This window comes from Frigoribacterium sp. RIT-PI-h (assembly GCF_001297205.1).
In the GTDB taxonomy this organism is placed as follows: domain Bacteria; phylum Actinomycetota; class Actinomycetes; order Actinomycetales; family Microbacteriaceae; genus Frigoribacterium.
Genome location: NZ_LHOZ01000088.1, coordinates 1 through 23079 on the forward strand (window position 1 = coordinate 1; position 23079 = coordinate 23079).

Sequence of the window (23079 nt, forward strand, 5' to 3'; positions counted from 1 at the left end):
CCGACCGACACGGGCGACGGCCACATCGGTCTGGACGCCTTCCACGACGTCGCCGGGGTCTTCGCGGCGAGCCAGGCGCTGTACGACGTCGACCGCCCGGGCGACCAACTCGCCCTGACCACGGGCGGCCCGCCCGGCCCGGCCGGCCGCCCGGAGGACCGCGGGCACGTCACCCTCGCCCGCGGCCGGCGTCCCCGCCGGCCACCGCGACCTGTACTTCTACCGCGCCGACGCAGCCCGCGCCGACCCCGCCGACCCCCACACCCCCGCACCTCACACGACCCCCTAGTCACACCCGCAGCACCACCCCACCCAAGGAGAACACCGTGCAACGACGCACACGCTTCACCCGCCGTGCCACCCTCGGCGCGACCGTCCTGGTCGCCGCCCTCGGCCTGACCGCCTGCTCGGGCGGCGGCGGAGCCTCGAGCGACGCCCTGACCGCCAAGGGCCCCATCACGATCTGGTACTCGAACAACGAGCAGGAGGTCACCTGGGGCAAGGCCATGGTCGAGGCCTGGAACGCCGACCACCCCGACGAGCAGGTCAAGGGGCAGGAGATCCCCGCCGGCAAGTCCAGCGAAGAGGTCATCGGCGCCGCCATCACGGCCGGCAACGCTCCCTGCCTGGTCTACAACACGGCCCCCAGCGCGGTCGGGCAGTTCCAGAAGCAGGGCGGTCTGGTCGACCTGTCGAGCTTCGACGACGGCGCGAGCTACATCGAGGAGCGCAGCGGCGACCTCGCGAAGCAGTACCAGGACGCCGACGGCAAGTACTACCAGCTGCCCTGGAAGTCGAACCCGGTGATGATCTTCTACAACAAGGACCTCTTCACCAAGGCCGGCCTCGACGCCGAGAACCCCGACCTGTCGACCTACGACGACTTCCTCGCGACGTCGAAGACCCTGGTCGACGCGGGCGTCTCGAAATACGCCATCCACCCGGCGCCGACGAGCGAGTTCTTCCAGTCGCAGTTCGACTTCATGCCGCTCTACGCGGCCGAGACCGGCGGCACCGGCCTGGTCGAGGACGGCAAGGCGACCTTCGCCGACACCGCCGGCGAGGACGTCGCGACCTTCTGGCGCTCGCTCTACGAGCAGGGACTGGCCGGCCAGGAGCAGTACACGGGCGACTCGTTCGCCGACGGCGAGGCCGCGATGTCGATCGTCGGGCCGTGGGCCGTCTCCGTGTACGAGGACGTCAACTGGGGTGCCGTGCCCGTCCCGACCAAGGACGGCACGAGCGCCGACGAGACCTACACGTTCAGCGACGCGAAGAACGTCGGCATGTACACGGCCTGCGAGAACCAGGGCACGGCGTGGGACTTCCTGAAGTTCTCGACCAGCAGCGACCAGGACCGCGCCCTGCTCGAGACCACGGGCCAGATGCCGATCCGCACCGACCTGGCCTCGACCTACGCCGACTACTTCGACGCGAACCCCTCGTACGCGCTCTTCGGCGACCAGGCGGCCCGGACCGTCGAGGTGCCGGCCGGCCCGAACACCGTGGCCGAGCTGCAGGCGTTCCGCGACGCGTGGTCGAGCAGCGTGATCTTCGGCAAGGGTGACGTCGACTCGTCGCTGAAGGACGCTGCGGACAAGATCGACGAGCTCGCGGCTCAGGGCTGATCGTGTCCACCGTGCACGAGGCGGCGGCAGCGTCGCCGACCGCCGGACGAGCCGAGGAGGCGCACCGCGCCTCCTCGGGGGGTCCCGGCTCCGGGCACCGGGCGGGCCGTCGCCGAGGTGACGACCCGCGCGGGCGTCGGCGGGGCGGCCTGCTCGGCAAGCACCCGCTCGGCCTGCTGTTCAGCGCGCCCTACCTGGTGTTCGTGCTGGCGGTGTTCGCGTACCCGTTGGTCTACGCGGTCTACATCGCGTTCCACGACTACTTCTTCACGGCGCCCGGTGCCGTCGTCGCGCGGCCCTTCGTCGGCCTCGAGAACTTCGTCACCGCGTTCACCGACCCCGCCGTGATCCGGTCCTTCGGCAACGTCGGCGTCTTCCTCGTGATCAACGTGCCGCTGACCGTGGTGCTGAGCATGGTGCTCGCCACCGCCCTCGACAAGGTCGCGCACTTCCGGGGCTTCCTGCGGGTGGCGTTCTACGTGCCGTACCTGACGGCGAGCGTCGCCGTCGTCGCGGTCTGGCTGTTCCTGTTCAACGGCGACGGTCTGGTCAACAACCTGCTCGGACCGCTGGCCCCGACGCCGTCGTGGCTGATCAACTCGGCGTGGGCCATGCCCTCGATCGCGCTGTTCGTCACGTGGAAGCAGCTCGGGTTCTACATCCTGCTGTACCTCGCGGCGCTGCAGAACGTGCCGAAAGAGCTGTACGAGGCGGCCTCGAGCGATGGCGCCGGCCCGATCCGGTCGTTCTTCACCGTCACCGTGCCGGGCGTGCGGCCGGCCACCGTGCTCGTGCTGCTCGTCTCGACCGTCACGGGGGCGAACCTCTTCACCGAGCCGTACCTGTTGACCGGGGGAGGCGGGCCGAACGGCGCGTCGACCTCGCCCGTGTTGCTGATGTACCAGAAGGGCATCGAGCAGGGGAACCCCGACCAGGCCGCCGCGATCGGCGTCGTGCTCGTGATCCTCGTGCTGGTCATCGCCCTGCTGCAGAACCGGTTCGCCGGCGGAAAGGAGGACTGACATGACCGTCTCCGACGAGACCACCGCCCGCCCCCGGCGGATCGCGAAGAGGCCGCCCTTGACCCGGGCCCAGACCACTCTGCGTGGCGTCGTGCTCGCCCTCGGCGCCCTGGCGTTCCTGTTCCCGTTCTACTACATGGTGATCGGCTCGCTGCAGACCAAGCCCGACCCGACCGTGGCCGGGGCGTTCCCGCACCCGTCGAACCTGACGGTCGAGAACTACGCCGCCATCGACAGCCGCATCGGGCTGCTGAGCGGCCTGCTCAACTCGGGCATCTTCACGGTCGGCGTGCTCGCCTGCACCCTCGTGTTCGGCGTGCTGGTCGGGTACGCGCTGGCCGTGCTGCAGTGGCGCGGTCGCGGGGTCACCTTCGCCTTGGCGCTGCTGGTGCAGGTGGTGCCGTTCCAGCTGTTGATCATCCCGCTGTACGTGCTCATCGCGCGCAACTACGGGCTGAGCGACAACTACCTCGGCATGATCCTGCCGTTCGCGATCAACTCGACGGCGGTGATCATCTTCCGGCAGTACTTCCTGCAGCTGCCGAAGGAGCTGTTCGAGGCGGCACGCATCGACGGCACCGGTGAGTTCCGGCTGCTGTGGAACATCGCGCTGCCGCTCGTGCGACCCGCGCTGGTCACGGCTCTGCTGCTGACCTTCATCGGCCCGTGGAACGAGTTCCTCTGGCCGTTCCTCATCACCAAGGAGGCGTCGATGCAGCCGCTCGCCGTGTCGCTGGCGAACTACATCAGCAACGTGGCGGCGACCGCGGCGAACCCGTTCGGCGCGACCCTCGCGGGCGCCGTCGTCCTGGCCGCACCGGTCGTGCTGCTGTTCATCGTGTTCCAGCGCTACTTCATCTCGACCGACGTCGGCTCGAGCGTGAAGGGCTGACCGACAACCCCCGGCCTCGAGGAGGCGCGGTGCGCGACCACCGTTCGCCGCGCCTCCTCGGCTCCCCACCCTCAGACCGGGTCGCCGTGCCGGCGGCCCCCACCGCAGGAGGCGCGGTCCGATCCCCCCTCGCGCCGCGCCTCCGTCGCCTCCCGCCTCTCGAAAGGGCCTCCCATGGCTGACTTCCCGTACCGACTGACCCGCCTGGGCGTCGTGATGACCCCCGACCCCGACTCGCCCGACGAGGCCGAGGGGGTGCTCAACCCCGGCTCGGGTCGCGGGCCGGACGGCGAGCTCTACCTGCTGCCGCGGCTCGTGGCCACGGGCAACGTGTCGCGGATCGGGCTGGCCCGGGTCGTCGTCGAGGACGGCGTGCCCGTGGGCGTCACCCGCGAGGGCGTCGTGCTCGCCCCCGACCGCGGGTGGGAACGCGGCGCGACCCACGCCGGCGTCGAGGACCCGCGCGTCACGTGGATCGACGCGCTCGGGCTGCACGTGATGACCTACGTCGCCTACGGACCGCTCGGGCCGCGCACCGCGGTCGCCGTGAGCGGGGACCTGCGCGACTGGAGACGACTCGGGCCGGCCACCTTCGAGTACGTCGACGAGCTCGACACCGACCTCGGACTGTTCCACAACAAGGACACCGTGTTCTTCCCGTCGCCGGTCACCGCGCCGGACGGCGTGCGCAGCTTCGCCGTGCTGCACCGGCCGATGTGGCACATCGGGGCGACGGTGCCGGGCGAGGGCAGCCCGCTGCCGGCCGGCGTCACCGACGGGCGGCACTCGATCTGGATCAGCTACGTGCCGGTCGACGCCGTCGCCGCCGACCCGCGGGCGTTGGCCCGGTGGGGGCAGCACCGTTTCGTCGCGGGGCCGGAGTTCCCGTTCGAAGAGCTCAAGATCGGTGGCGGCCCGCCCCCGCTGCGCGTGGACGAGGGCTGGCTGCTGCTGCACCACGGTGTCACCGGGGTGATCGAGGACGCGTTCGCCCAGCAGCAGAACGTGAACTACGCGGCGGGCGGCATCATCCTCGACGCCGACGACCCGTCGCGCGTCGTCACCCGGTCGGAGGTGCCGCTGCTCGAGGCCGAGACCGCCGACGAACGCGACGGCATCGTGCCGAACGTCGTGTTCCCCACCGCGATCGAGGAGGTCGACGGCGTCCGGTACGTGTTCTACGGCATGGCTGACTCGAAGATCGGCGTCGCCCGCCTCGACCGGGCCTGAGCTCCCTCACACACCGACGTCGAGCACGGCCCGACGACAGCAGACCACGACAAGAAGGAGGCGGTCGACGATGATCGCACGCAACTCACGATGGACGGGCGCGGCACTGGCCGCGGCCCTGGCGACCGTGCTGGGGGTGACGGGGGCGCTGCCTGCTGCCGCCGCGCCTCCTGGACCGGCGTCCGCGCCGAGCGGGACGGCCGCGCCGACCGCGCCGACCGCCCCGCCGACGGCCGCACCGGCCGTGGCGCCGCTGACGAACCTGGCGCACCTGGACTTCCTGCTCGACCGGACGACGCCCGCGCCCGAGGCCGGCCACTCGACCTACCGGCAGAGCAGCGAGCCGACGCTCACGGTGCCGTGGACCTACGCCGACGCCCGTGACGGTGGCACCTTCGCCCGGGTGGGCGGCGGCCCCCTAGACCCCGCGACCGGGTACTGGGGGCAGGGCGCCTACAACAGCGACGACGTCTCGCGGACGGCCGTCGTGTACCTGCGCGACTGGCGGCAGACCGGCTCGGAGGCGAGCCGGGACAAGGCGTACGAGCTGCTGCGCGCGACCGCGTACTTCCAGACCACCACCGGTGAGGACGCCGGCAACGTCGTGCTCTGGATGCAGCCCGACGGCACCTTCAACCGCAGCCCGGTGCCGGTCGAGCTGCCCGACCCCTCCGACAGCGGCAACAGCTACTGGCTGGCCCGCAGCATCTGGGCGTTCGGCGAGGGATACGCCGCGTTCGCCGACGACGACCCCGAGTTCGCCGCGTTCCTGCAGCAGCGGCTGCAACTCGGCGTGACGGCGCTGAACCGCGAGACGCTCGCCCGCTACGGGCAGTACGACGTGGCCGACGGGGCGAAGGTGCCCGCGTGGCTGATCGGCTCCGGTGCCGACGCCTCGGCCGAGGCCGTCCTCGGGCTGGCCGCCTACTCGGCCGTCGTGCCGGGTGACGCGGCCTCGCGCACCGCGCTGACGCAGCTCGCCGAGGGCGTCGCCGCGATGTCGTCCGGCGACGGGCAGACCTGGCCGTACGGAGCCGTGCTGCCCTGGGCGAAGTCCCGCTCGATGTGGCACGCCTGGTCGTCGCAGATGCCCGTCGCCCTGGCCCGGGCGTCGACCACGCTCGGCCGACCCGACCTGCTGAAGCCCGCCGTGCTCGACCAGACCTCGTTCACGACGACGCTGCTCAGCGCGAGCGGGCCCGACAACGCCTGGTACCCGACGCCCGTCGACCAGACGCAGATCGCCTACGGGGCCGACTCGCGGCTGCAGTCGGCGCTCGCCGTGGCCGGCGCCGGTGCGGGTGCGCCGGGCCTGAAGCGGATCGCGGCCGTCGCCGCGAGCTGGTACTTCGGCACGAACCGCTCGGGCACCCCCGTGTACGACCCGGCCACCGGCGTGACGTTCGACGGCGTGCAGGCCGACGGCACGGTGAACCGCAACAGCGGGGCCGAGAGCACGATCCACGGCCTGCTGTCGATGATCGCCCTCGACGGTGCTCCCGACGTCTCGGCCGAGGCGCAGGGGCTGACGAGCGTCACCTCGCGTGACGGCCTGACGGTGGTCGAGGCCGAGACGGCGGCGCCCACGACGGGCACGGTCGTCACGCCCGACTCGGCGTGGACGGGCGAGTCGCAGTACAGCGGCGGCTCGGCCTTGCGGCTCGAGCCCGGGCAGAGCGCGACGATCACGGTGCCCGCGGGCTCCGGGTTGCGGCACGTCGAGCCGGTGCTGCTGGCCGCCGAGGGAGTGCGGTCGACGTCGGCCTGGAAGGCGGGGCGCGTACCCCTGGGGACGTTGACGACGCAGGCCGGGGCGCGGGGCGGGACGGCCGCCTCCGGGGTGCGGCTGCCCCAGACGCTGCCGGTGCCGATCGGCGCGGGGGGGACGCCGATCACCGTGACCGCCGGGCGGAACGCGACCGTGGTCGACGCCCTGATCGTGCGGCCGCTCGTGCAGCGACTCGTGCTCGCGGGCACGGCGGCCGACGGGCGGGCGACGACGACCGAGCTGTTGTCGTCGACCTCGCGGCTGCCGCTGCCGGCCTCGGTCGGCGTGCGCGGCACCCGGTCGTCGGCCTCGTCGTACGACGCGCAGGGCCGTCTCGTGCAGCAGCGTGACGTGCAGGGCCGCAGCATCGTGCTGGTCAAGCCCGGCGGCTTCGCCGTCGTCACCCGGTAGCGCGCCCCGAGACCCCAGGAACCCGCTCAGACCCCACGCCGCGCGCGAGGGTCTCGGCAGGTTCCTGGGGTCTCGTCGCGCCGTGACCCGAGGAGGCGCGGGGACGGTCGAGCGCATGAGCGACGACACGCAGGCCCCCGGGCCCGCCGACCGCGACACGAGCCCGGGGCACGAGGTCGACCACGACCCGACCGGCATGACCGACGACGAGAAGCGGCACGACCAGTTGACCCGCGCCCCGAAGTCGGACGAGTCGGACGCCGCCCCGCGCATCACGACCGAGGACCGCGGCGACGGCGTCACCCGCATCGACGTCGCCGACACCGCCAAGGTCCGCCCGGGCAAGGCCGACTGACGCGGGGGCCGGGCGGCGGGCCGTCCGCGGCGGCCGGCCCGCGCCTCCCCGGTGGGGCCCCCCCGGGCTTCGCAAACGGGACAGCACACGGGCCCCCGCCTGCCCCCAGGCATACCGTGCACGCATGGTGTCCCAGGTCAGCGTAGAAACCAGTCCACCGAGCGCGGGCGCGAACCCGCCCGGCGTCCCGACGACGACGATCACGCTCGACGTGAACGGCAGCCCGCACCGGCTCGAGGTCGACAACCGCACGTCGCTGCTCGACGCCCTACGCGAGCGCCTAGACCTGACGGGCTCGAAGAAGGGCTGCGACCACGGCCAGTGCGGTGCCTGCACGGTCCTGGTCGACGGACGACGCACCAACAGCTGCCTCGTCCTCGCCGTCAGCGCCGAGGGCAGTGACGTCACGACCGTCGAGGGGCTCGCCGACGGCGACGCCCTGCACCCGGTGCAGCAGGCGTTCCTCGACCGGGACGCCTACCAGTGCGGCTACTGCACGCCGGGCCAGATCTGTTCGACGGTCGGCATGCTCGAGGAGGCGCGGGCCGGCATGCCGAGCCACGTCACCACCGACATCACCAACGGCGAGATCGACCTCGACGACGAGGAGGTCCGCGAACGTCTCAGCGGCAACCTGTGTCGGTGCGGGGCCTACATGAACATCGTCCCGGCCGTGCACGACGCGGCCTGCGCGCACGACGCCGACGCGACCGGGGGAGCCACCCGATGAAGACCTTCGAGTACGAGCGCGCGACCGACGTCGCCTCCGCCGTCGCCACCCTCGACCGCACCCCGAACGCCAAGCCCCTGGGCGGCGGCACGAACCTCGTCGACCTGATGAAGCTCGGCGTCGAGCGTCCCGACCTGCTCGTCGACGTCAGCCGCGTCGACTTCGGCGGGGTCGACGAGCTGCCCGACGGAGGCCTGCGCATCGGGGCGGGGGTCCGCAACAGCGACCTCGCCGCGCACCCCCTCGTCCGCACCCGCTACCCGGCCCTGACCCGTGCCCTCGTCAGCGCGGCCTCGGGTCAGCTGCGCAACCAGGCGACGACCGGCGGCAACCTGCTGCAGCGCACCCGCTGCACCTATTTCATGGACACCACGAAGCCCTGCAACAAGCGCGAACCCGGCACGGGATGCGGCGCGATCGCGGGGCTGTCACGCGAACTCGGCATCCTCGGCGTCAACGACCTGTGCATCGCCACGCACCCGGGCGACATGGCCGTCGCCCTCGCGGCGCTCGACGCGGTCGTCGTCTTCGAGACCGTCGAGGGCGAGCAGCGCCTGCCGATCGACGAGTTCTTCCGTGAGCCGGGCGACGACCCGACCCGCGACACGAACCTGCCGGGCGGAGCGCTGATCACCGCGGTCGAGCTGCCGTCCCTGCCGGTCGCCACGAACTCCACGTACCGCAAGGCGCGTGACCGCCGGTCGTACGCCTTCGCCCTCGGCTCGGTCGCCGCCGCCCTCTCGGTCGACGAGGCCGGTCTCGTGACCGACGTGCGCATCGCCCTGGGCGCCGCGTCGCCCGTGCCCTGGCGTGCCCGCAAGGCCGAGGAGGCGCTGGTCGGCTCTCCGGCGACGCTCGCCTCGTTCGCGGCCGCCGCGCGACTCGAGCTGGCCGCCGCGACGACCACCGAGCAGAACGCCTTCAAGGTGCCGCTGCTGACCCGGCTCGTCGTGGGCGTGCTGAGCGAGCTCGCCGGCCTCGACCACGAGGGTGACGACCCGGCCGAGGACGTCGACCCGTCACCGTTCCGCCCGACCGGCGCCAACGGGTCGCCCCGTCGCGTCGCGGCCGACGTCGAGCCCGGCACCCGGAATGCCACCGGCACCGAGGGGAGCGCGTCGTGACGGCCGTCGACGTCGTCACGCCGGTCGACACGAGCGTCCCCACGGGTCTCGGCGCCCCCGTCGCCCGGCTCGAGGGTCGGGACAAGGTGACGGGTGCCGCCCGGTACGCCTACGAGCACACGCCCGACGGCGTGCTGTACGGCTGGATCGTGCAGTCGACGGTGACGACCGGCACGATCACCGGCTCGAACCGCGACGAGGTGCTCGCGATGCCCGGCGTTCACGACGTCATCACGTACGAGCAGGCTCCGCACCTCGAGGACGCCGAGGACGGTGAGCTGCTCGTCCTGCAGTCGGCCGAGGTCGCCTACCGCGGCCAGCCCGTCGCGCTCGTGGTGGCCGACACCTTCGACACCGCCCGCGAGGCCGCGTCGGCGCTCGCCTTCGAGTACGACGAGGGCGGCATCGACGTCGTGCTGAGCATCGACCACCCGTCGCTGTACGCCCCCGAGACCGTCAACGCGGGCTTCGAGACCGACACCTCGCAGGGTGACGTCGACGCGGCGATGGCCGATTCGTCCGTCGTGATCGACGAGACGTACGAGACGGCGGCCCTGTTCAACAGCCCGATGGAGCCGCACGCCACGGTCGCCACCTGGTCCGACGGCGAGCTCGACGTGCTCGACTCGAACCAGGGCACGAGCGGCGTCGCGACGTCTCTCGCCACGCTGTTCTCGCTCGACCCGTCCGCCGTGCGCGTCCGTGCCGAGCACGTGGGCGGCGGCTTCGGCTCGAAGGGCTCGGCCCGCCCGGTCGTCGTCCTCGCCTCGATCGGCACCATGCTCACCGGTCGTCCGGTGAAGGTCGCCTACACGCGTCAGATGATGTTCGCGATCGCGGGCTACCGCACGCCGACGATCTCGCGCATCCGTCTCGCCGCCGACTCCGAGGGGCACCTCTCGGCGCTGTCGCACCAGACGTGGTCGCACTCGTCGACGCTGCAGGAGTTCACCGAGCAGACGGCCGAGCCGACCCGGCACCTGTGGGCCGCGCCCAGCCGTCTCATGACGCACCGGCTCGCCCGACTCGACGTCCCGACGCCGCGCTGGATGCGTGCGCCCGGCGAGGCCCCCGGCATCTACGCCGTCGAGTCCGCCATGGACGAGCTGGCGCTGAAGTTGGACCTCGACCCGGTCGAGCTGCGCGTCCGCAACGAGCCCGAGGTCGACCCGCACACCGGGCAGCCGTTCAGCAGCCGGCACCTCGTCGACTGCCTGCGGCGTGGGGCCGAGCTGTTCGGCTGGGACGGCCGCGACCCGCGTCAGGCCGTGCACCGGGTCGGACGCTGGCTGGTCGGCACGGGCGTCGCCGCCGCGACGTATCCCGCGAGCGTGATGCCCGCGGGTGCCCGGGTCACCGCGCTGCCGGGTGGTCGCTTCGAGGTCGGCGTCAACGCGACCGACATCGGCCAGGGGGCCCGCACCGTGATGGCGCAGATCGCCGCGGCCGAGCTGGGGGTGCCCCTCGACCTCGTCGACCTGCACATCGCCGACAGCCGGCTTCCGACCGCAGGCGTGGCCGGCGGCTCGTCGGGCACGGCGTCGTGGGGGTGGGCGGTGACCAAGGCGAGTCGGCAGGTGACCGAGCTGCTCTCGCAGGGCCAGCCCGTGCCTCCGGAAGGTCTCGAGGTCGTCGTCGACATCGAGGAGGACATCGCCGCGATGAGCGACCACTCGCGCTTCGCCTACGGCGCCCAGTTCGTCGAGGCGCGCGTGGACCTCGACTCGGGTGAGGTCGTCGTGCCGCGCATGGTCGGCGTCTTCGCGGCCGGGCGCATCATGAACGCCCGCACGGCCCGGTCGCAGTTCATCGGTGGCATGACCATGGGCCTGTCGATGGCGTTGCACGAGCACGGCATGCTCGACCCGACCCAGGGCGACTACGGCAACCACGACTTCGCGACGTACCACGTGACGGCCAACGCCGACGTGGGCTCGATCGAGGTCGAGTGGCTCGACGAGGAGGACCCGCACCTCGCCCCGATGGGCGGCAAGGGCATCGGCGAGATCGGCAACGTCGGCGCGGCCGCCGCGGTGGCGAACGCCGTCGCCCACGCGACCGGCATCCGGGTGCGCGACCTGCCGATCCAGCCCGACAAGCTGCTCGCCGGCCTGCCGACGCGGTACTAGCGCCGACACCCCAGCAATTCGCCGAGACCCCCGTGCGCGCACGGGGGTCTCGGCGAGTACCTGGGGTCTCGCCTCAGCGGATCAGGTGGATGCTGCCGTCGCGGTCGCGCAGCGGGGCCCGCGAGGCACCCGAACGCACGGCGAGCACCTCGGCCAGGATCGACACGGCGGTCTCCTCGGGCGTGCTCGCGCCGAGGTCGAGCCCGATGGGGGAGTGCAGACGTGCGAGCGCGTCCGGGCCCACGTCGCGCGACCGCAGCGCGGCGATGCGACGGTCGTGGGTCGTCCGCGAACCCATCGCCCCGACGTACGCGGCGGGCGACGCCAGTGCCGCCTCGACCAGGTCGGCGTCGAACCGGTCGTCGTGTGACAGCACCGCGATCACGGTGCGCTCGTCGACGTCGGTGCGCGCCAGGTAGTTCGGCGGCCACTCGACGATGACGTCGTCAGCCGACGGGAAACGCGCGCGGGTCATGAACACGGGGCGCGGGTCGCACACCGTCACGCGGGAGCCCAGGACGGCCCCGGCGGTGCGGGGGGCGACGGCGAACCCGACCGCCCCGAAGACGAGGAGGCGCGGCGGCGGCACCGAGCGCTCGCTGAAGACCCGCAGACCCTCGCAGTCGTCGACGGTCGGCACGACCTCGCCGGTGCGGACCGGGCCGAGCACGACATGGGCCGACGCCTCCCGCCCGGCAGCGGCGGCGCGCAGGGCGGCGATCGTCTCGGTGTCATCGGGGGTGCCGAGCCGGGCGAGCCCCTCGATGCGCCCGCCGCAGCTGAGCCCGACCTCGAACGCCGTCTCGTCGCTGAACCCGAACGTCTCGAGCTGCGGCGTGCCGTCGTCGAGCACCTGCGTGCAGATCTCGTAGACCGCGCCCTCGACGCAGCCGCCCGCGACGCTGCCGACGCCGGTGCCGTCGACGGTGACGGCCATCGACGTGCCGACCGTGCGCGGCGCGCTGCCCACGACCGACACGGCCGTCGCGACGGCGAGGCGCTCGCCGGCGTCGAGCCGGGCCAGCAGGCGGTCGGCGATCTCGAACACGGGGCTCCTGGGGTGCGGGCGGGCGGGCGGGCGAGCGGGTGGCGTCGGGTGGAGCCAGGCTCTGATGGTGTCACGGCCTCGGCCCCGCAAGCTACCGAGACGTCGGACGCCGTCGACGCGGACGACGTGCTCTCGGGGGCTGGCTAGCCTGACCTCATGCCCGGTGACGACTCCTCGACGTCCGTCGGCCTCCTCCTCGCGGCCGGTGCCGGGACGCGCATGGGCCGCCCCAAGGCGCTCGTGGTCGACGAGCACGGGCCCGGGCTGACCCGGGCCGTGGGGACGCTGCTCGACGGGGGCTGTGACCGCGTCGTCGTCGTGCTCGGTGCGGGCGCGACCGAGGCGCGAGCGCTGCTGGCCGCCGACCCGCGCCTCCTCGGGGTCGACGGTCGGGCGAGGGTGTCGGTCGTCGTCGCGGACGACTGGGCCGACGGCCTCGCGGCGTCCCTGCGGGCCGGGCTGGAGGCGCTCTCCGCGGGGGACCCCGAGGAGGCGCGGCTGGCCGTGATCACGCTGGTCGACTACCCGGGTCTGCCGTCGCCCGCCGTCGCGCGGTTGCTGTCGCCCCCGGCCGCCGACGTGCCGCTGGGCCCGGGTGCGCTGCGGCAGTCGGTCTTCCACGGACGCCCGGGTCACCCCGTCGTGGTCGGTCGCTCCCACTGGTCGGCACTCGCGGCGTCCCTCACCGGGGATCGCGGGGCGGGCCCCTACCTGCGGGCTCACGCCGCCGAGCCGGTCGACTGCTCCGACCTCTGGGACGGCCGCGACGTCGACGCGCCCGCCTGACCTGGCTGCACCCGGGGGTCAGTTGCACTTCCCGCTGCCGCTGTAACACGGCGTGTAGTTCGCGGGCAGGGGCTCCTGGCGCGGCGTGGTGGGCTCCCACCGGTCGCCGGGGACGGGTGCGCCGACGGCACCGATCACGACCAGCCCGGCGACGACGACGGTCGCCACGACGACGCCTCGGTGCCCGGCGGTGATCGCGGCGAACAGCGCCACGACCAGGCATGCCAGGCAGGCGACGAGGGTCGTCAGCCAGCTCTGCGCGGCTTCCTCGCTGACGGTCACGGGGGAACCGACGAGGCTGAACTCGGCGGAGAACCACTGCCCGGCCAGCGAGAGCGTGAGCACGATGCCCGCCGCGAGGGCGAGCGCCTCGACGATCACGGCGACGCGGTGCACGAGGTGTCGGGACGCCCGGGCCGCGGGTGCGTCGGCGGGCGCGCGGTCGGCCGGAGGTGCTGCGTGGACGGACGCGTGCTCGGCCAGACGTGCTCCGGCGTCGGACGACCCGTCGCGGCTGCCACGGCCCGAGCGCGCGGCGAGCACGACGAAGGAGGCCAGGCCGACGGTCGCGACGAACGGCAGGCTGACGAAGACCACGGTGGGCAGCGTGTAGAGGGAGAACCCCGCCCGCAGGCCCGACGTGACGCCCGACCCGACGGTGAGCTCGACGCCAGCCCGGGCCACGGCCGCCGCGGCGACGGAGAGCCAGGCCCGGCGTGACGCGGGGACGTCGGACCACCGCCACGCGACGACCACGACGAGGACGGACCACACCACGAACGGCACGAGCGTGGTCTGCGCGAGCGCGGCCGGCAGCTCGAGCAACGACGCCACCACGCGGCCGGCCGAGGCCGTCACGGTGAAGAGTGCCCCGCCGACGACGAACAGGGCCGCGGTGGTGCCGATCACCCAGGCCACCTCACGGCGGTCGACCCGCCGCCCGAGGCTCGCCGCCGCCCCCGCGAGCCGGCCCTCCTGCCGAGTGTTCGTCATGGGTCGACGCTAGCGGCGGGTCGCGGGGCAGACGTCATCCCGGAGGCGGATGTCGGTCGTGCGACGGCCCCGGCACGAGCCGCCGTCCTGCGAGCACGCCCCCGCCCCGCCATGAACCCGGTTTCGAACCGCGCACCCGGTAGCAACTGGGTGCAGGGTTCGAGACCGGGTTCATCGCGTGGTCGCGGTTGGCGCCGGGGGCACCGACGTCGGCAGGATCTCGATGGTGCGTGCCGGGCCGTGCGTCCTAGCGTCGGTCCCATGCCGATCACTCCCGACACGAAGAACTGGACCTGGGTGCTCGAACGCCCCTGCGCCGACTGCGGCTTCGACCCCGCCGAGGTCGCGTTCCGCGACGTGCCGCGCCTCGTCCGGGAGAACGCCGCCGCCTGGCTCGCCGAGCTCGCCCGGCCCGACGCCCGCACCCGGCCGGACGACGACACCTGGTCGCCGCTCGAGTACGCGGCGCACGTCCGCGACGTGTTCCGGGTCTTCGACACGCGCCTCCGGCTCATGCTGGCCGAGGACGCGCCGACCTTCGCGAACTGGGACCAGGACGCCACGGCGCTCGACGACGACTACGCCGCCCAGCAGCCCGCGGTGGTGGCCGACGAGCTCGCGGCCGCCGCCGCCGTCGTGGCCGACGCGTTCGAGTCGGTGCCCGACGACCAGCTCGGTCGCACCGGCCTGCGCAGCGACGGCTCGGCCTTCACGGTCGACTCGCTCGCCCGCTACTTCGTGCACGACCCCGTGCACCACCTGCACGACGTCCGCCGCTGATGCCAGGCGCTGTCCTCCCCTCAGCTGCCTGGGCCAAGGTAAAACCAGCTAAGGAAGCTGAAGACGGGTGACTGCCTGGGACCACGCAGGAGCCTTCGAACTACTTCGAAGTACGGCCTCCACGATCTGGCTGAGCAGAGCTTGGGCGGAGTTGTCGCTCGTTGTTGGTATAACTTGATCAAACATAACGGCATGCTCAGACTCTTCTTTGATGTGCAACTCTCGCTGCAGTCTCTCGCTTCCTGTCATGTCGCGCGTTGCCAGCCTGGTGAGGAGCATGTCCTTCGACTCTGGCATCAGCGATACAGACCACACACGCTGAGGCCATTGATGAAGTATCCGCACGGCCATTCGAGCTAGACAGTGAACGACGTACAATTCATCCGACCCGATAGCGGCTATGAGTTCTGCTCGACTAGTTCCGTAGTAGTTGCTCATGGCGTAGTCCCAGTTGCCAATTTGTCGGCTCGTAACCATGGCTTGGAACTCAACTTTGGTAACGAAGTGGTAGTCCCTGCCATTACGTTCGCCCGGCCGCATGTCCCGAGTCGTATAGGGAGTTATAAAGGGCACGCCCAGCTGCTCGATGTGCGCGCACAGGTGACTTTTGCCGACCGCAGTTGGGCCGGAAATGATGAGGATCATAGTTCGTCCCAGTCGAAGGCAACCTGCGTGGGCCTGTTACCCAGGACTCTTGCTCGTATCGAGGGAGCCGCTTTGTCAACGCAAGCCGTGCGATAATCGTGGCGTCGAAATGTTCCCGGGTCCATTTCTGAGTAAGCCAGTTCAGATCCTATAGGAACAAAAATGTTGTGGAAATTGAACGGGTTGGAAAATGGGAAATTCCGCTGTTGGGCTTCAGAGTCGCGCGACTGTTCACTAATGAAACCGTCAACTTCTGCTCTGAAGGTTTGATAAGAGCCGCTCTCATAGCTGATCCCCAGCTGCGCCACAAAGCGAGCTCGACGCCGCTTAGATCCCCGCATCAAGTCAAGCAGTCCGTCAGATCCTAGGGCACCCCACCACCTCTTCGTGTCCGGTCCGGGCAGCAGGGGTCGCAAGTAGTCCCGGTTAAAATGTTCGATAAAAAGCATTGTGTCTTCGACGACGATGGGAAAACTGTTAGCACGCGCTGATAACTTTGCGATGTGACGAAGGGGTGCCTCGACAAGAGCCCGTTCCTCGTCTGTGCCGTCCCCATCAACCTGGGGCTCATAGGCCCAGCGAGATAAGTTTGAAATTTGCGTGTTAAGGCCCCAACGTCGGAAGAGATGTGCATATTGACTTTTCTTTACAGCGCTTCCGGTTGCCAGGTGAATAGTTGGGAAGTCTGGGTTGACAGCAAATGAGGACCCGCTCATTTGAAGACCAGCGTTAACGGGTTGAGCCAATTCAAGGATGCGATACCGATAGTCCTCACTGGACTCGCACCAGCGGAAGCCATGCACCTCCAGAATGTTGGCTACGTGGGGGGCGCTGGAGGCCACTCGAGCAAGGATTGGACCGTTGAAGCGCTCGAGGAGAAGGTCTTGCATTTCGCTGCTAGCCTGACCGTCAGATAAGAACTGCAATGCGCGGTCTGAAAAACTAACATATGTTCCGTATAAGGAAAACGCGTCTCCACTCGGTGCCTCTATAGCCAGAACTTGGCCGACCTGCTGCTCCTGATAGACCAGTATCGACAGGGTGCTCGAGCGCAAACTTAAGAATTCCGAGTCCGTCCAGGTGCCCTCTCGGTGGTGTAAGTTCCCCGTCGGTACTAGGCGCATTTGATAACCAGGCATCAATTGTCCCCTGTTATAACGAAGTTGACTGGCACTGGCCTGTCTAGCAGTGAAGCTTCCGGCACCGTAAGTTGAACGGATATCTTAGTCCTACTTGGCTCGGTGCCAGAGCTGACGTTCGCCCGGGCTTCGACGTCGGCATAGCCCTGATTGAGGCTCGTGAGAATCGTTGACTTACGATTTCCTGTCTCAAGCTCTTGATTCGCCGTAGCCGTTGTTTGCCCTGCGGGAATCACAACGGTAATTGTTCCGGCCAGCGGCTGGGATTTCTCGACCTTTTCGACTCTCGCCTCTAGAGAAGGAACCGTCTCAGATGCTCGCAGAGCTTCAGCGACATCTTGGGATGTTTGGCCGAGCCAGAACGTACCTGTGAACAGGGCCAGCACGAACCCACCTGTAATTATGGTTGGTAAGTGTGCCGTAGCCCAAGTTCTAACCTGCCGCAGGGTGTTTGCCGGCGATGGCCGCTTTTTGAATGGAAATGGTTCGCGGCCGTCTCGGAGGATTCCCTGCCAAGTGAGGCCAAAGTGGTGGCTCTTGCTCTGAAAAACATCCTTATCATTTTGCGATAATGAGGTGTTATCAACCCGGTAGAAGTGCAGTGCCCCGATTTTTTCGCCAATTCTAAGCTCGATAGGGCTGTCGCTGAGGTTAGCTAATTCGAGAACAAGAAGCCCCGACCAGAGTGGGTCGATATAGGAGGCGCTCAAGACTAAACCTGCGGTCGCATGCGTGAGACGTGGAAAAGTCAGCCCGCCAATGTGCTTATCGAACTCGACTTCCTCAGCCGTGTTGACCGTCATGCTCTCGCCTGGCTGCACGATCACAGTATTTTTTGATGACCGCAAGTCAAATACCCGCGGGGTGTCCTTGTACTTTTTGCGTCCCCACTTGCGCTTGTAATTATGCGAGTAAACGAGTGGACCCAGGGTTAGTGAAAGACGGTTGCCCGAGAAATTCTGTCCAAATGCCTTTCCCGCAAGTGAGTCGACCTGGCCCGGGTCCACGCCGTTCGTCATGTATTCGGTCTCAGAGATATTCTCTAGTCCGCTCGTGTAGGTCAAACGGATTTCACCCCGTCTGATCGCTTGTTCGACCTCGGTTTTGCTGAGCATGATTCCTCCCGGTTACAGACGAACCTATGGCCATTCCTATGCTGGGCGGGAGGTTGACAGGGCAGAGGCGAACTAACGCCGTCAGTAGGACTGTCTTGAGAGTGAGTGCGAGCGAAAAGCAAGGCCAGCGCGATCGCACACAAAATCGTCAGTCAGAAGCTTCCGCCCCCCTGATACGCCACCCACGAAAGTCGTGTGTCGGGACTCGACATGCGCTCACGGCCGGGCCACGATGGCGACATGACCCGCGCCTCCGTCCTCTCGGTCAACGTCGACGACGCCCACCGGTTCAGCAAGCCGCCCGTCGAGCGGGTCACCCTGCTCGCCGGGCTCGGCGTGGAGGGCGACGCCCACCTCGGGCGCACGGTGCAGCACCGCTCCCGCGTCGCCCGCGACCCGAGCCAGCCGAACCTGCGGCAGGTGCACCTGATGCACGCCGAGCTCTTCGCCGAGCTGGCCTCCGTCGGCTACGACGTCGGGCCCGGCGACCTCGGCGAGAACGTCACCACCCACGGGGTCGACCTGCTCGGCCTGCCCGTCGGCACGGTGCTCACCCTCGGTCAGGAGGCGCGGGTCGAGATCACCGGACTCCGCAACCCGTGCCTGCAGATCGACCGCTTCGAGTCCGGCCTGCTGAAGGCCGTGGTCGGGCGCGACGAGGCCGGCGAGCTCGTCCGCAAGGCGGGGGTCATGGGCGTGGTGCTCGCCGGGGGAGAGGTGCGCCCCGGCGACCCCGTCGGCGTCGACCTGCCCGCCGAGCCCTGGTCCGCCCTGCAACCCGTCTGACCGCCTCCCGACGACACCGCGACGCGTTCAGCCCCGGGTCGGAGTCCGCAGCGACCGGTCGAACACGGTCAATGCCGTCGCCACGACCGCGAGCCCGATCACGACGCCGGCGAGCGTGTGCAGCCCGACCGTGGTGGGTGCGTCCCCGTAGACGCCGCCGATCAGGCTGGACGCGCCGATCGCCCCGACGTAGATCGCGGTGCGCGAGAGCCCGGCGGCCGTGCCGATCATCGAGGACGGCACCTGGCGGTAGAGCGCGGCCTGGTTCGAGACCGAGGCGAGGCCCTGCGGGAGGCCGAACAGGGCCGGCACGAGCACCAGCAACCAGACGGGCGACCCGGAGGCGGTGGCCAGCAGCAGCGCGCCTCCCGCGATCGGGACGGTCGCCGCCACGATCAACGGCAGCCGCACGCCCGACCGCCGGGCGAAGGCGAACGACACGACCCCCGCCACGATCGCACCGGGCAGCTGGATGAGTCCGGCCTGCGCGCTGCCGATGCCCCCGACCTGCTGCACCCACTGCGAGAAGCCGTAGGTCACCGTGTAGGCGATGCCGTAGACGAGGAAGAGTCGCAGGTAGGTGCGGGTGAGCGGTCCGTTGCGGGCGAGCACGCGGACGTCGATGAACGGGGCGACGGCACGCAGCTCCCAGGCGATCAGGCCGGCCAGGGCGGCGACGGCCACGGCGAGCAGCCACCACCAGCCCTGCCGCAGGTCGAGCAGGAAGACCAGCAGCGCGGCGATCGTCACGGCGAAGAGGGCGAGACCCGGCAGGTCGACGGCACGGGCGAACGAGAGCCGGGTGGCCGGGCCGTCGCGGGGCGGACGCAGGGAGTCGCTCGGCATCCACAGCAGCGAGAGCACGAGCCCGACGCCGGCGAGCGGCACGTTCACGAGGAAGATCGAGTGCCAGCCGAACAGGCCGATGAGTGCGCCGGCGAGGGCCGGGCCGGCCGCCGCCGACGCGAGCGACGAGATCGAGAGGCCACCCAGCACGAGTGGGGGCGTCGCGACGCCGAAGCGGTCCGACTGGTTGCGGATCGCCGTCATCGCCGCGGGGTAGGCGGCCGAGGTGCCGATGCCGATCAGCACCCGGGCCGCGACCGCGCCGCCGAACGACGGCAGCAGCTCGGGCAGCACGCCGGCGAGCATGACGATCACCATGCCGCTGACGAACACCTTCTTCGGTCCGACGCGGTCGGCGAGCTTGCCCATGGTGGGCTGGCCGATGGCACTGGCCAGGTAGAGCGCGGCGACGAGCCAGATCGCCTGGTCGGCACCGATGTCGAGGTCGGTCGAGATCGGGGCGAGGGCCACGGCGATCATCGTCGTGTTGATCGGGTTCAGCAGCGGCCCGAAGAGCAGGGGCACGACGAAGCGCGGCCCGAACGGGCGGGCGTCGTGCGAGGTGCGGGCGACGCGCGAGGCGCGGCCCTGGTGTTCCCGGGCCTGCGGCGCCCGGCTCACGACCGGTGGCGGCGGATGCGGATCGGACCCTTCGCCGTCGACGGATCGACCACCGACCCGCCCTGCGTGATGTCGACCTCGCCCGCGGCGACCAGGCGTCGGGCCGCACGGCGCACGGGCTCCATGAGGCCGCGCCAGGCGTCCTCGTCGTCGGGGTGCAGCGAGCGCGCGACGTCCGACGGGCAGATGGTGGAGGTCGCCGCCCGGGCCGCCAGCAGGTCGCGGATGCGCTGCTCGAGTTCCCGATCCTGCGCCGTCACCTTGCGCTTGCGGCAGGCATCGCTGCAGTACGCGACCTCGTCCCAGTTCGACGCCCACTTCTTGCGCCACTCGATGGTGCGTCCGCACGATCGGCAGGTCTTCGGGTCGGGGGTCGCGGCGCTCATGCTGACAGTCAACGCGGGAGGCGCGGTGAGCGTTCCCGGGGACGCTCGGTTCCCGTCCGCACGATCTCGGCCGCCCGGGGGATGGAGGCGCGGGCCCGGTCCGCGTAGCGTCGTACGGATGAGCGGGGTCACGACGGCAGGCAGCACCCGGGTTTCGTGGTTCGAGGTCGACCGGCTGCCGCTGCCCGGGGCCACGCCGATGCAGGCGGTGCGCCGGTTCGTCGGCAACGCGTACGTGGTGCACGCCCGGGCTGGCCGCGCCGAGTTCTGGTGGATCTGGCTCTTCCAGACCGTGCTCGGGCTCGTGGTCAACGTCGGCGTCGGGTCGCTCGTGCGCGGGGCGAGCGTGGTCTCGTGGTCGGTCGGGGCCTACGGCTCGTCGTTGTTCGCGCCCTGGCCGGTCGTCGTCCTCGGTCGCCCGGCCGGTGCGGGCCCGGGCGCCAGTCTGAGCCAGGGTGCCTCCCTCGAGGTCGGGCAGTTCTCGATCGGACCGTTCGGGCCCGCGGGCCCGGCGTGGGGAGGCATGACCTGGGTCGCCCTGGTCTGGGGGCTGTGGTGCCTGATGACCTTCGTGCCCATGGCGACGTTGACCATCCGGCGCCTGCACGGCGCCCGGGCCTGGGGGTGGGGCTGGTTCTGGCTCGGGGCGCTGATCCCGTTCCTCCAGATCGTCGTCGTGTTCCTGCTCGCCCGCGAGACACAGCCGCCGAGCGCCCGCTTCCTCGAGCGCGAGCGCGAGCGCGAGCGTGACCGCGACCGCGACCGCGACCCCGACCCCGACCCACCCCGCGCCTCCTGACACCAGCGCACCGCGTCCCGTGCACCGCACCGCGATCACTCGAGGTGCGGTGCACGGAACGCGGTGCGCCGCCGCACACCGGGCCCCTGGCCAGGCCGGACGGCAGCGGGTACACTCGACCTCGGTCGGGCGGTACTCCCGGCCCCGGGCGTGCACGACAGCGCGCAGTCGGGATCACCATCCTCCCCGAGCCACCCACGGTCACCAGCGGCACGAGTCGCGAGGGCCGTGCCGCCGACAGATCGTCACGATCAGCCGGCCCGTGGCCGCCATCGGGTCGAGAGAACGGCGCCCGCCGACCACCCCAGGTTCCATGACACTCGCACCCCCGCGCCCCACGGCGCCCACGTCCACCCCGTCCGCCCGTTTCCCGTGGGCCGGCCTGATCGCCATCGCCGTCGCCACGTTCCTCTCGATCTCGGGCGAGATGCTGCCGACCGGCCTCCTGCCCGAGATGAGCGCCGACCTCGGCGTCACCGAGTCGAGCATCGGCCTGCTCGTCAGCGTCTTCGCCTTCACGGTCGTCCTCACGAGCACCGGACTGACCCATCTCACCCGACGCCTGCCCCGGCACCTGATCGTCGTCGGCCTGATCGTCGTCCTCGCGATCAGCGCCGGACTCACGGCCGTCGCGCCGACCTACGAGCTCGTGCTCGCGAGCCGCGTGCTCGGCGGTCTCGCCCACGGCATGTTCTGGGCCATCGGCGGGGCCTACGCCGGGCACCTCGTGCCTCGGGCCGAGGTCGGCCGGGCGCTCGCCGTGGCGATGAGCGGCGGCACCCTCGCGTTCGTGCTGGGCGTCCCGCTCGGCACGGCGCTCGGTCAGGCCCTCGGCTGGCGGGAGGCGTTCGGCATCCTCGCCGGGCTCATGGCGCTCGGGGCGGTCTTCGTCTACAAGTTCCTGCCGCCGGTGGGACCGGGGACGGCGCACGAGCCGACCCCCGACCCCGTGACCGACGCGGTCCCGACGCTGGTCGACGGCACCGCGCCTCCTACGGGTGCCGCGGTTCGTCGTCGTCGGTCGCTGCCGAAGCCGAGCGTGCTCGGTGTCGTGCTGAGCTGCGTCATCACGGCGGTGTTCATGATCGGTCACTACTCGTTCTTCACCTACATCACGCCGTACCTCGTGCGGTCGACCGGGGTGCCCGCGCAGGGCCTCGCCGGCTGGCTCTTCGCGTTCGGCATCGCCGGGGCCGTGGGGCTCGGCATGGTCGGCTGGTTCCTCGGGGCGCGGCCGCGGGTGAGCATCCCGATCGGCGTGGCCGTGGTCGGGCTCGCCGTGACCGGCATGTTGCTGTTCGAGGGCATGCTCGTGCCGTCGCTCGTGGCGTTCGTGCTGTGGGGCGTGACGTTCGGGGCGCTGCCGCCGCTGTTCCAGACGCGCATGCTGCAGGTCGCCCCCGAGCGGATGCGCGACCTGGCGAGCGCGTTCTACACGACCGGCTTCAACGCCGGCATCGGCGGAGGTGCGCTGATCGGCGCGCTCGTGCTCGACGGGTCGGGGCTCGACTCGCTGCCCGTGCTCTACATCGTGGTCGCCGCAGTGGTGCTGGTCGCGGTGCTCGCGAGCGACCGTCTGCTCGCGCGCCGCTCGGCCCGCCGCGTCGCCTGAGCCCTGGAGCCGGGACGACGAAAGACGCAGGAGGCGCGACTCGCGTGAGTCGCGCCTCCTGCGTCCTGAGCGCTGCGGGGCGTGCGGTGGGTCAGCGGCGCCGACCGGGCTGCTGGTAGCCGCCGGCCTGGCCGTTGCCGCCGCCGCGCTTGTTCATGATCTTCTTGATGACGAAGCCCACGATGAGCGGGGCGAAGCGTCGGAGCAGTGATGCCATGGGGTGCCTCCTGGGGC

22 protein-coding genes are annotated in these 23079 nt (G+C 70.6%); 14 read left to right on the forward strand and 8 right to left on the reverse strand.

What is annotated here, in order from left to right; genetic code table 11:
- The first annotated feature begins 326 nt into the window (after positions 1-326).
- From AEQ27_RS13190 to AEQ27_RS13230, 9 genes are all read left to right on the forward strand, one after another.
- Positions 327-1628, forward strand: coding sequence for a sugar ABC transporter substrate-binding protein (locus tag AEQ27_RS13190; protein ID WP_369813660.1), 1302 nt, complete (start codon positions 327-329; stop codon positions 1626-1628).
- A gap of 11 nt (positions 1629-1639) precedes the next feature.
- A complete protein-coding gene (locus AEQ27_RS13195; protein WP_054147116.1) occupies positions 1640-2650 on the forward strand; it encodes a carbohydrate ABC transporter permease in 1011 nt (336 codons plus the stop codon).
- A gap of 1 nt (position 2651) precedes the next feature.
- Positions 2652-3542: a carbohydrate ABC transporter permease gene (locus AEQ27_RS13200; protein ID WP_082383529.1), complete on the forward strand. Its 891-nt coding sequence runs from the start codon at positions 2652-2654 to the stop codon at positions 3540-3542.
- Positions 3543-3716: 174 nt separating this feature from the next.
- A complete protein-coding gene (locus tag AEQ27_RS13205; RefSeq protein ID WP_054147079.1) occupies positions 3717-4772 on the forward strand; it encodes a glycosidase in 1056 nt (351 codons plus the stop codon).
- Positions 4773-4842: 70 nt separating this feature from the next.
- Positions 4843-6951, forward strand: coding sequence for a hypothetical protein (locus AEQ27_RS13210; protein ID WP_054147080.1), 2109 nt, complete (start codon positions 4843-4845; stop codon positions 6949-6951).
- A gap of 115 nt (positions 6952-7066) precedes the next feature.
- The gene (locus AEQ27_RS18115; RefSeq protein ID WP_152970369.1) at positions 7067-7306 is read left to right on the forward strand and encodes a hypothetical protein; all 240 of its coding nucleotides are present in this window, start codon (positions 7067-7069) and stop codon (positions 7304-7306) included.
- A 124-nt stretch (positions 7307-7430) separates the two neighbouring features.
- Positions 7431-8036, forward strand: a complete 606-nt coding sequence (locus AEQ27_RS13220) for a 2Fe-2S iron-sulfur cluster-binding protein (protein WP_054147082.1) — start codon at positions 7431-7433, stop codon at positions 8034-8036.
- On the forward strand, positions 8033-9160 hold the full coding sequence (locus tag AEQ27_RS13225; RefSeq protein ID WP_082383530.1) for a xanthine dehydrogenase family protein subunit M: 1128 nt from the start codon (positions 8033-8035) through the stop codon (positions 9158-9160). Before AEQ27_RS13220 ends, AEQ27_RS13225 begins: the two co-directional genes overlap by 4 nt.
- Positions 9157-11289: a xanthine dehydrogenase family protein molybdopterin-binding subunit gene (locus AEQ27_RS13230; protein ID WP_054147083.1), complete on the forward strand. Its 2133-nt coding sequence runs from the start codon at positions 9157-9159 to the stop codon at positions 11287-11289. The genes AEQ27_RS13225 and AEQ27_RS13230 overlap by 4 nt, the downstream gene beginning before the upstream one ends.
- Positions 11290-11362: 73 nt before the next feature.
- Here the strand turns inward: AEQ27_RS13230 and AEQ27_RS13235 are convergent, their stop codons facing one another.
- Entirely contained in the window at positions 11363-12337 is a 975-nt protein-coding gene (locus AEQ27_RS13235; protein WP_054147084.1) for an XdhC family protein, read from the reverse strand.
- A 156-nt stretch (positions 12338-12493) separates the two neighbouring features.
- Here AEQ27_RS13235 and AEQ27_RS13240 point away from each other — a divergent pair, with 156 nt between their 5' ends.
- Positions 12494-13123 carry an NTP transferase domain-containing protein gene (locus tag AEQ27_RS13240; protein ID WP_054147085.1) on the forward strand — a complete coding sequence of 210 codons (630 nt, stop codon included), beginning with the start codon at positions 12494-12496 and terminating at the stop codon, positions 13121-13123.
- Positions 13124-13141: 18 nt separating this feature from the next.
- Here AEQ27_RS13240 and AEQ27_RS13245 read toward each other — a convergent pair whose 3' ends face one another.
- Positions 13142-14116 carry a hypothetical protein gene (locus AEQ27_RS13245; RefSeq protein ID WP_054147086.1) on the reverse strand — a complete coding sequence of 325 codons (975 nt, stop codon included), beginning with the start codon at positions 14114-14116 and terminating at the stop codon, positions 13142-13144.
- A 261-nt stretch (positions 14117-14377) separates the two neighbouring features.
- Between AEQ27_RS13245 and AEQ27_RS13250 the strand changes: the two genes are divergently transcribed.
- Positions 14378-14896, forward strand: coding sequence for a DinB family protein (locus AEQ27_RS13250; RefSeq protein WP_054147087.1), 519 nt, complete (start codon positions 14378-14380; stop codon positions 14894-14896).
- A gap of 48 nt (positions 14897-14944) precedes the next feature.
- Here the strand turns inward: AEQ27_RS13250 and AEQ27_RS16745 are convergent, their stop codons facing one another.
- The 3 genes from AEQ27_RS16745 to AEQ27_RS16755 are packed head-to-tail and all read right to left on the reverse strand — an operon-like array spanning position 14945 to position 17795.
- Complete coding sequence (locus AEQ27_RS16745) at positions 14945-15541, reverse strand: hypothetical protein (RefSeq protein ID WP_082383531.1); 597 nt, start codon at positions 15539-15541, stop codon at positions 14945-14947.
- Complete coding sequence (locus tag AEQ27_RS16750) at positions 15538-16680, reverse strand: non-canonical purine NTP pyrophosphatase (protein WP_082383532.1); 1143 nt, start codon at positions 16678-16680, stop codon at positions 15538-15540. Before AEQ27_RS16750 ends, AEQ27_RS16745 begins: the two co-directional genes overlap by 4 nt.
- Positions 16680-17795 (reverse strand): hypothetical protein, encoded by a 1116-nt coding sequence (locus AEQ27_RS16755; RefSeq protein ID WP_082383533.1) that lies wholly within the window; start codon positions 17793-17795, stop codon positions 16680-16682. Before AEQ27_RS16755 ends, AEQ27_RS16750 begins: the two co-directional genes overlap by 1 nt.
- 240 nt (positions 17796-18035) lie before the next feature.
- Here AEQ27_RS16755 and AEQ27_RS13255 point away from each other — a divergent pair, with 240 nt between their 5' ends.
- Positions 18036-18581: an MOSC domain-containing protein gene (locus AEQ27_RS13255; RefSeq protein ID WP_054147088.1), complete on the forward strand. Its 546-nt coding sequence runs from the start codon at positions 18036-18038 to the stop codon at positions 18579-18581.
- 27 nt (positions 18582-18608) lie between these two features.
- Here AEQ27_RS13255 and AEQ27_RS13260 read toward each other — a convergent pair whose 3' ends face one another.
- Positions 18609-20048, reverse strand: a complete 1440-nt coding sequence (locus AEQ27_RS13260) for an MFS transporter (RefSeq protein WP_054147089.1) — start codon at positions 20046-20048, stop codon at positions 18609-18611.
- Positions 20045-20434, reverse strand: a complete 390-nt coding sequence (locus AEQ27_RS17425; protein ID WP_054147090.1) for a DUF2256 and DUF3253 domain-containing protein — start codon at positions 20432-20434, stop codon at positions 20045-20047. Before AEQ27_RS17425 ends, AEQ27_RS13260 begins: the two co-directional genes overlap by 4 nt.
- A gap of 118 nt (positions 20435-20552) precedes the next feature.
- Between AEQ27_RS17425 and AEQ27_RS16760 the strand changes: the two genes are divergently transcribed.
- Together AEQ27_RS16760 and AEQ27_RS13275 are read left to right on the forward strand one after the other, a co-directional pair.
- Complete coding sequence (locus tag AEQ27_RS16760; protein ID WP_054147091.1) at positions 20553-21233, forward strand: DUF805 domain-containing protein; 681 nt, start codon at positions 20553-20555, stop codon at positions 21231-21233.
- A gap of 313 nt (positions 21234-21546) precedes the next feature.
- A complete protein-coding gene (locus tag AEQ27_RS13275) occupies positions 21547-22845 on the forward strand; it encodes an MFS transporter (protein ID WP_054147092.1) in 1299 nt (432 codons plus the stop codon).
- 91 nt (positions 22846-22936) lie between these two features.
- Here AEQ27_RS13275 and AEQ27_RS18560 read toward each other — a convergent pair whose 3' ends face one another.
- A complete protein-coding gene (locus AEQ27_RS18560; RefSeq protein WP_255349713.1) occupies positions 22937-23062 on the reverse strand; it encodes a hypothetical protein in 126 nt (41 codons plus the stop codon).
- Positions 23063-23079 lie beyond the last annotated feature (17 nt).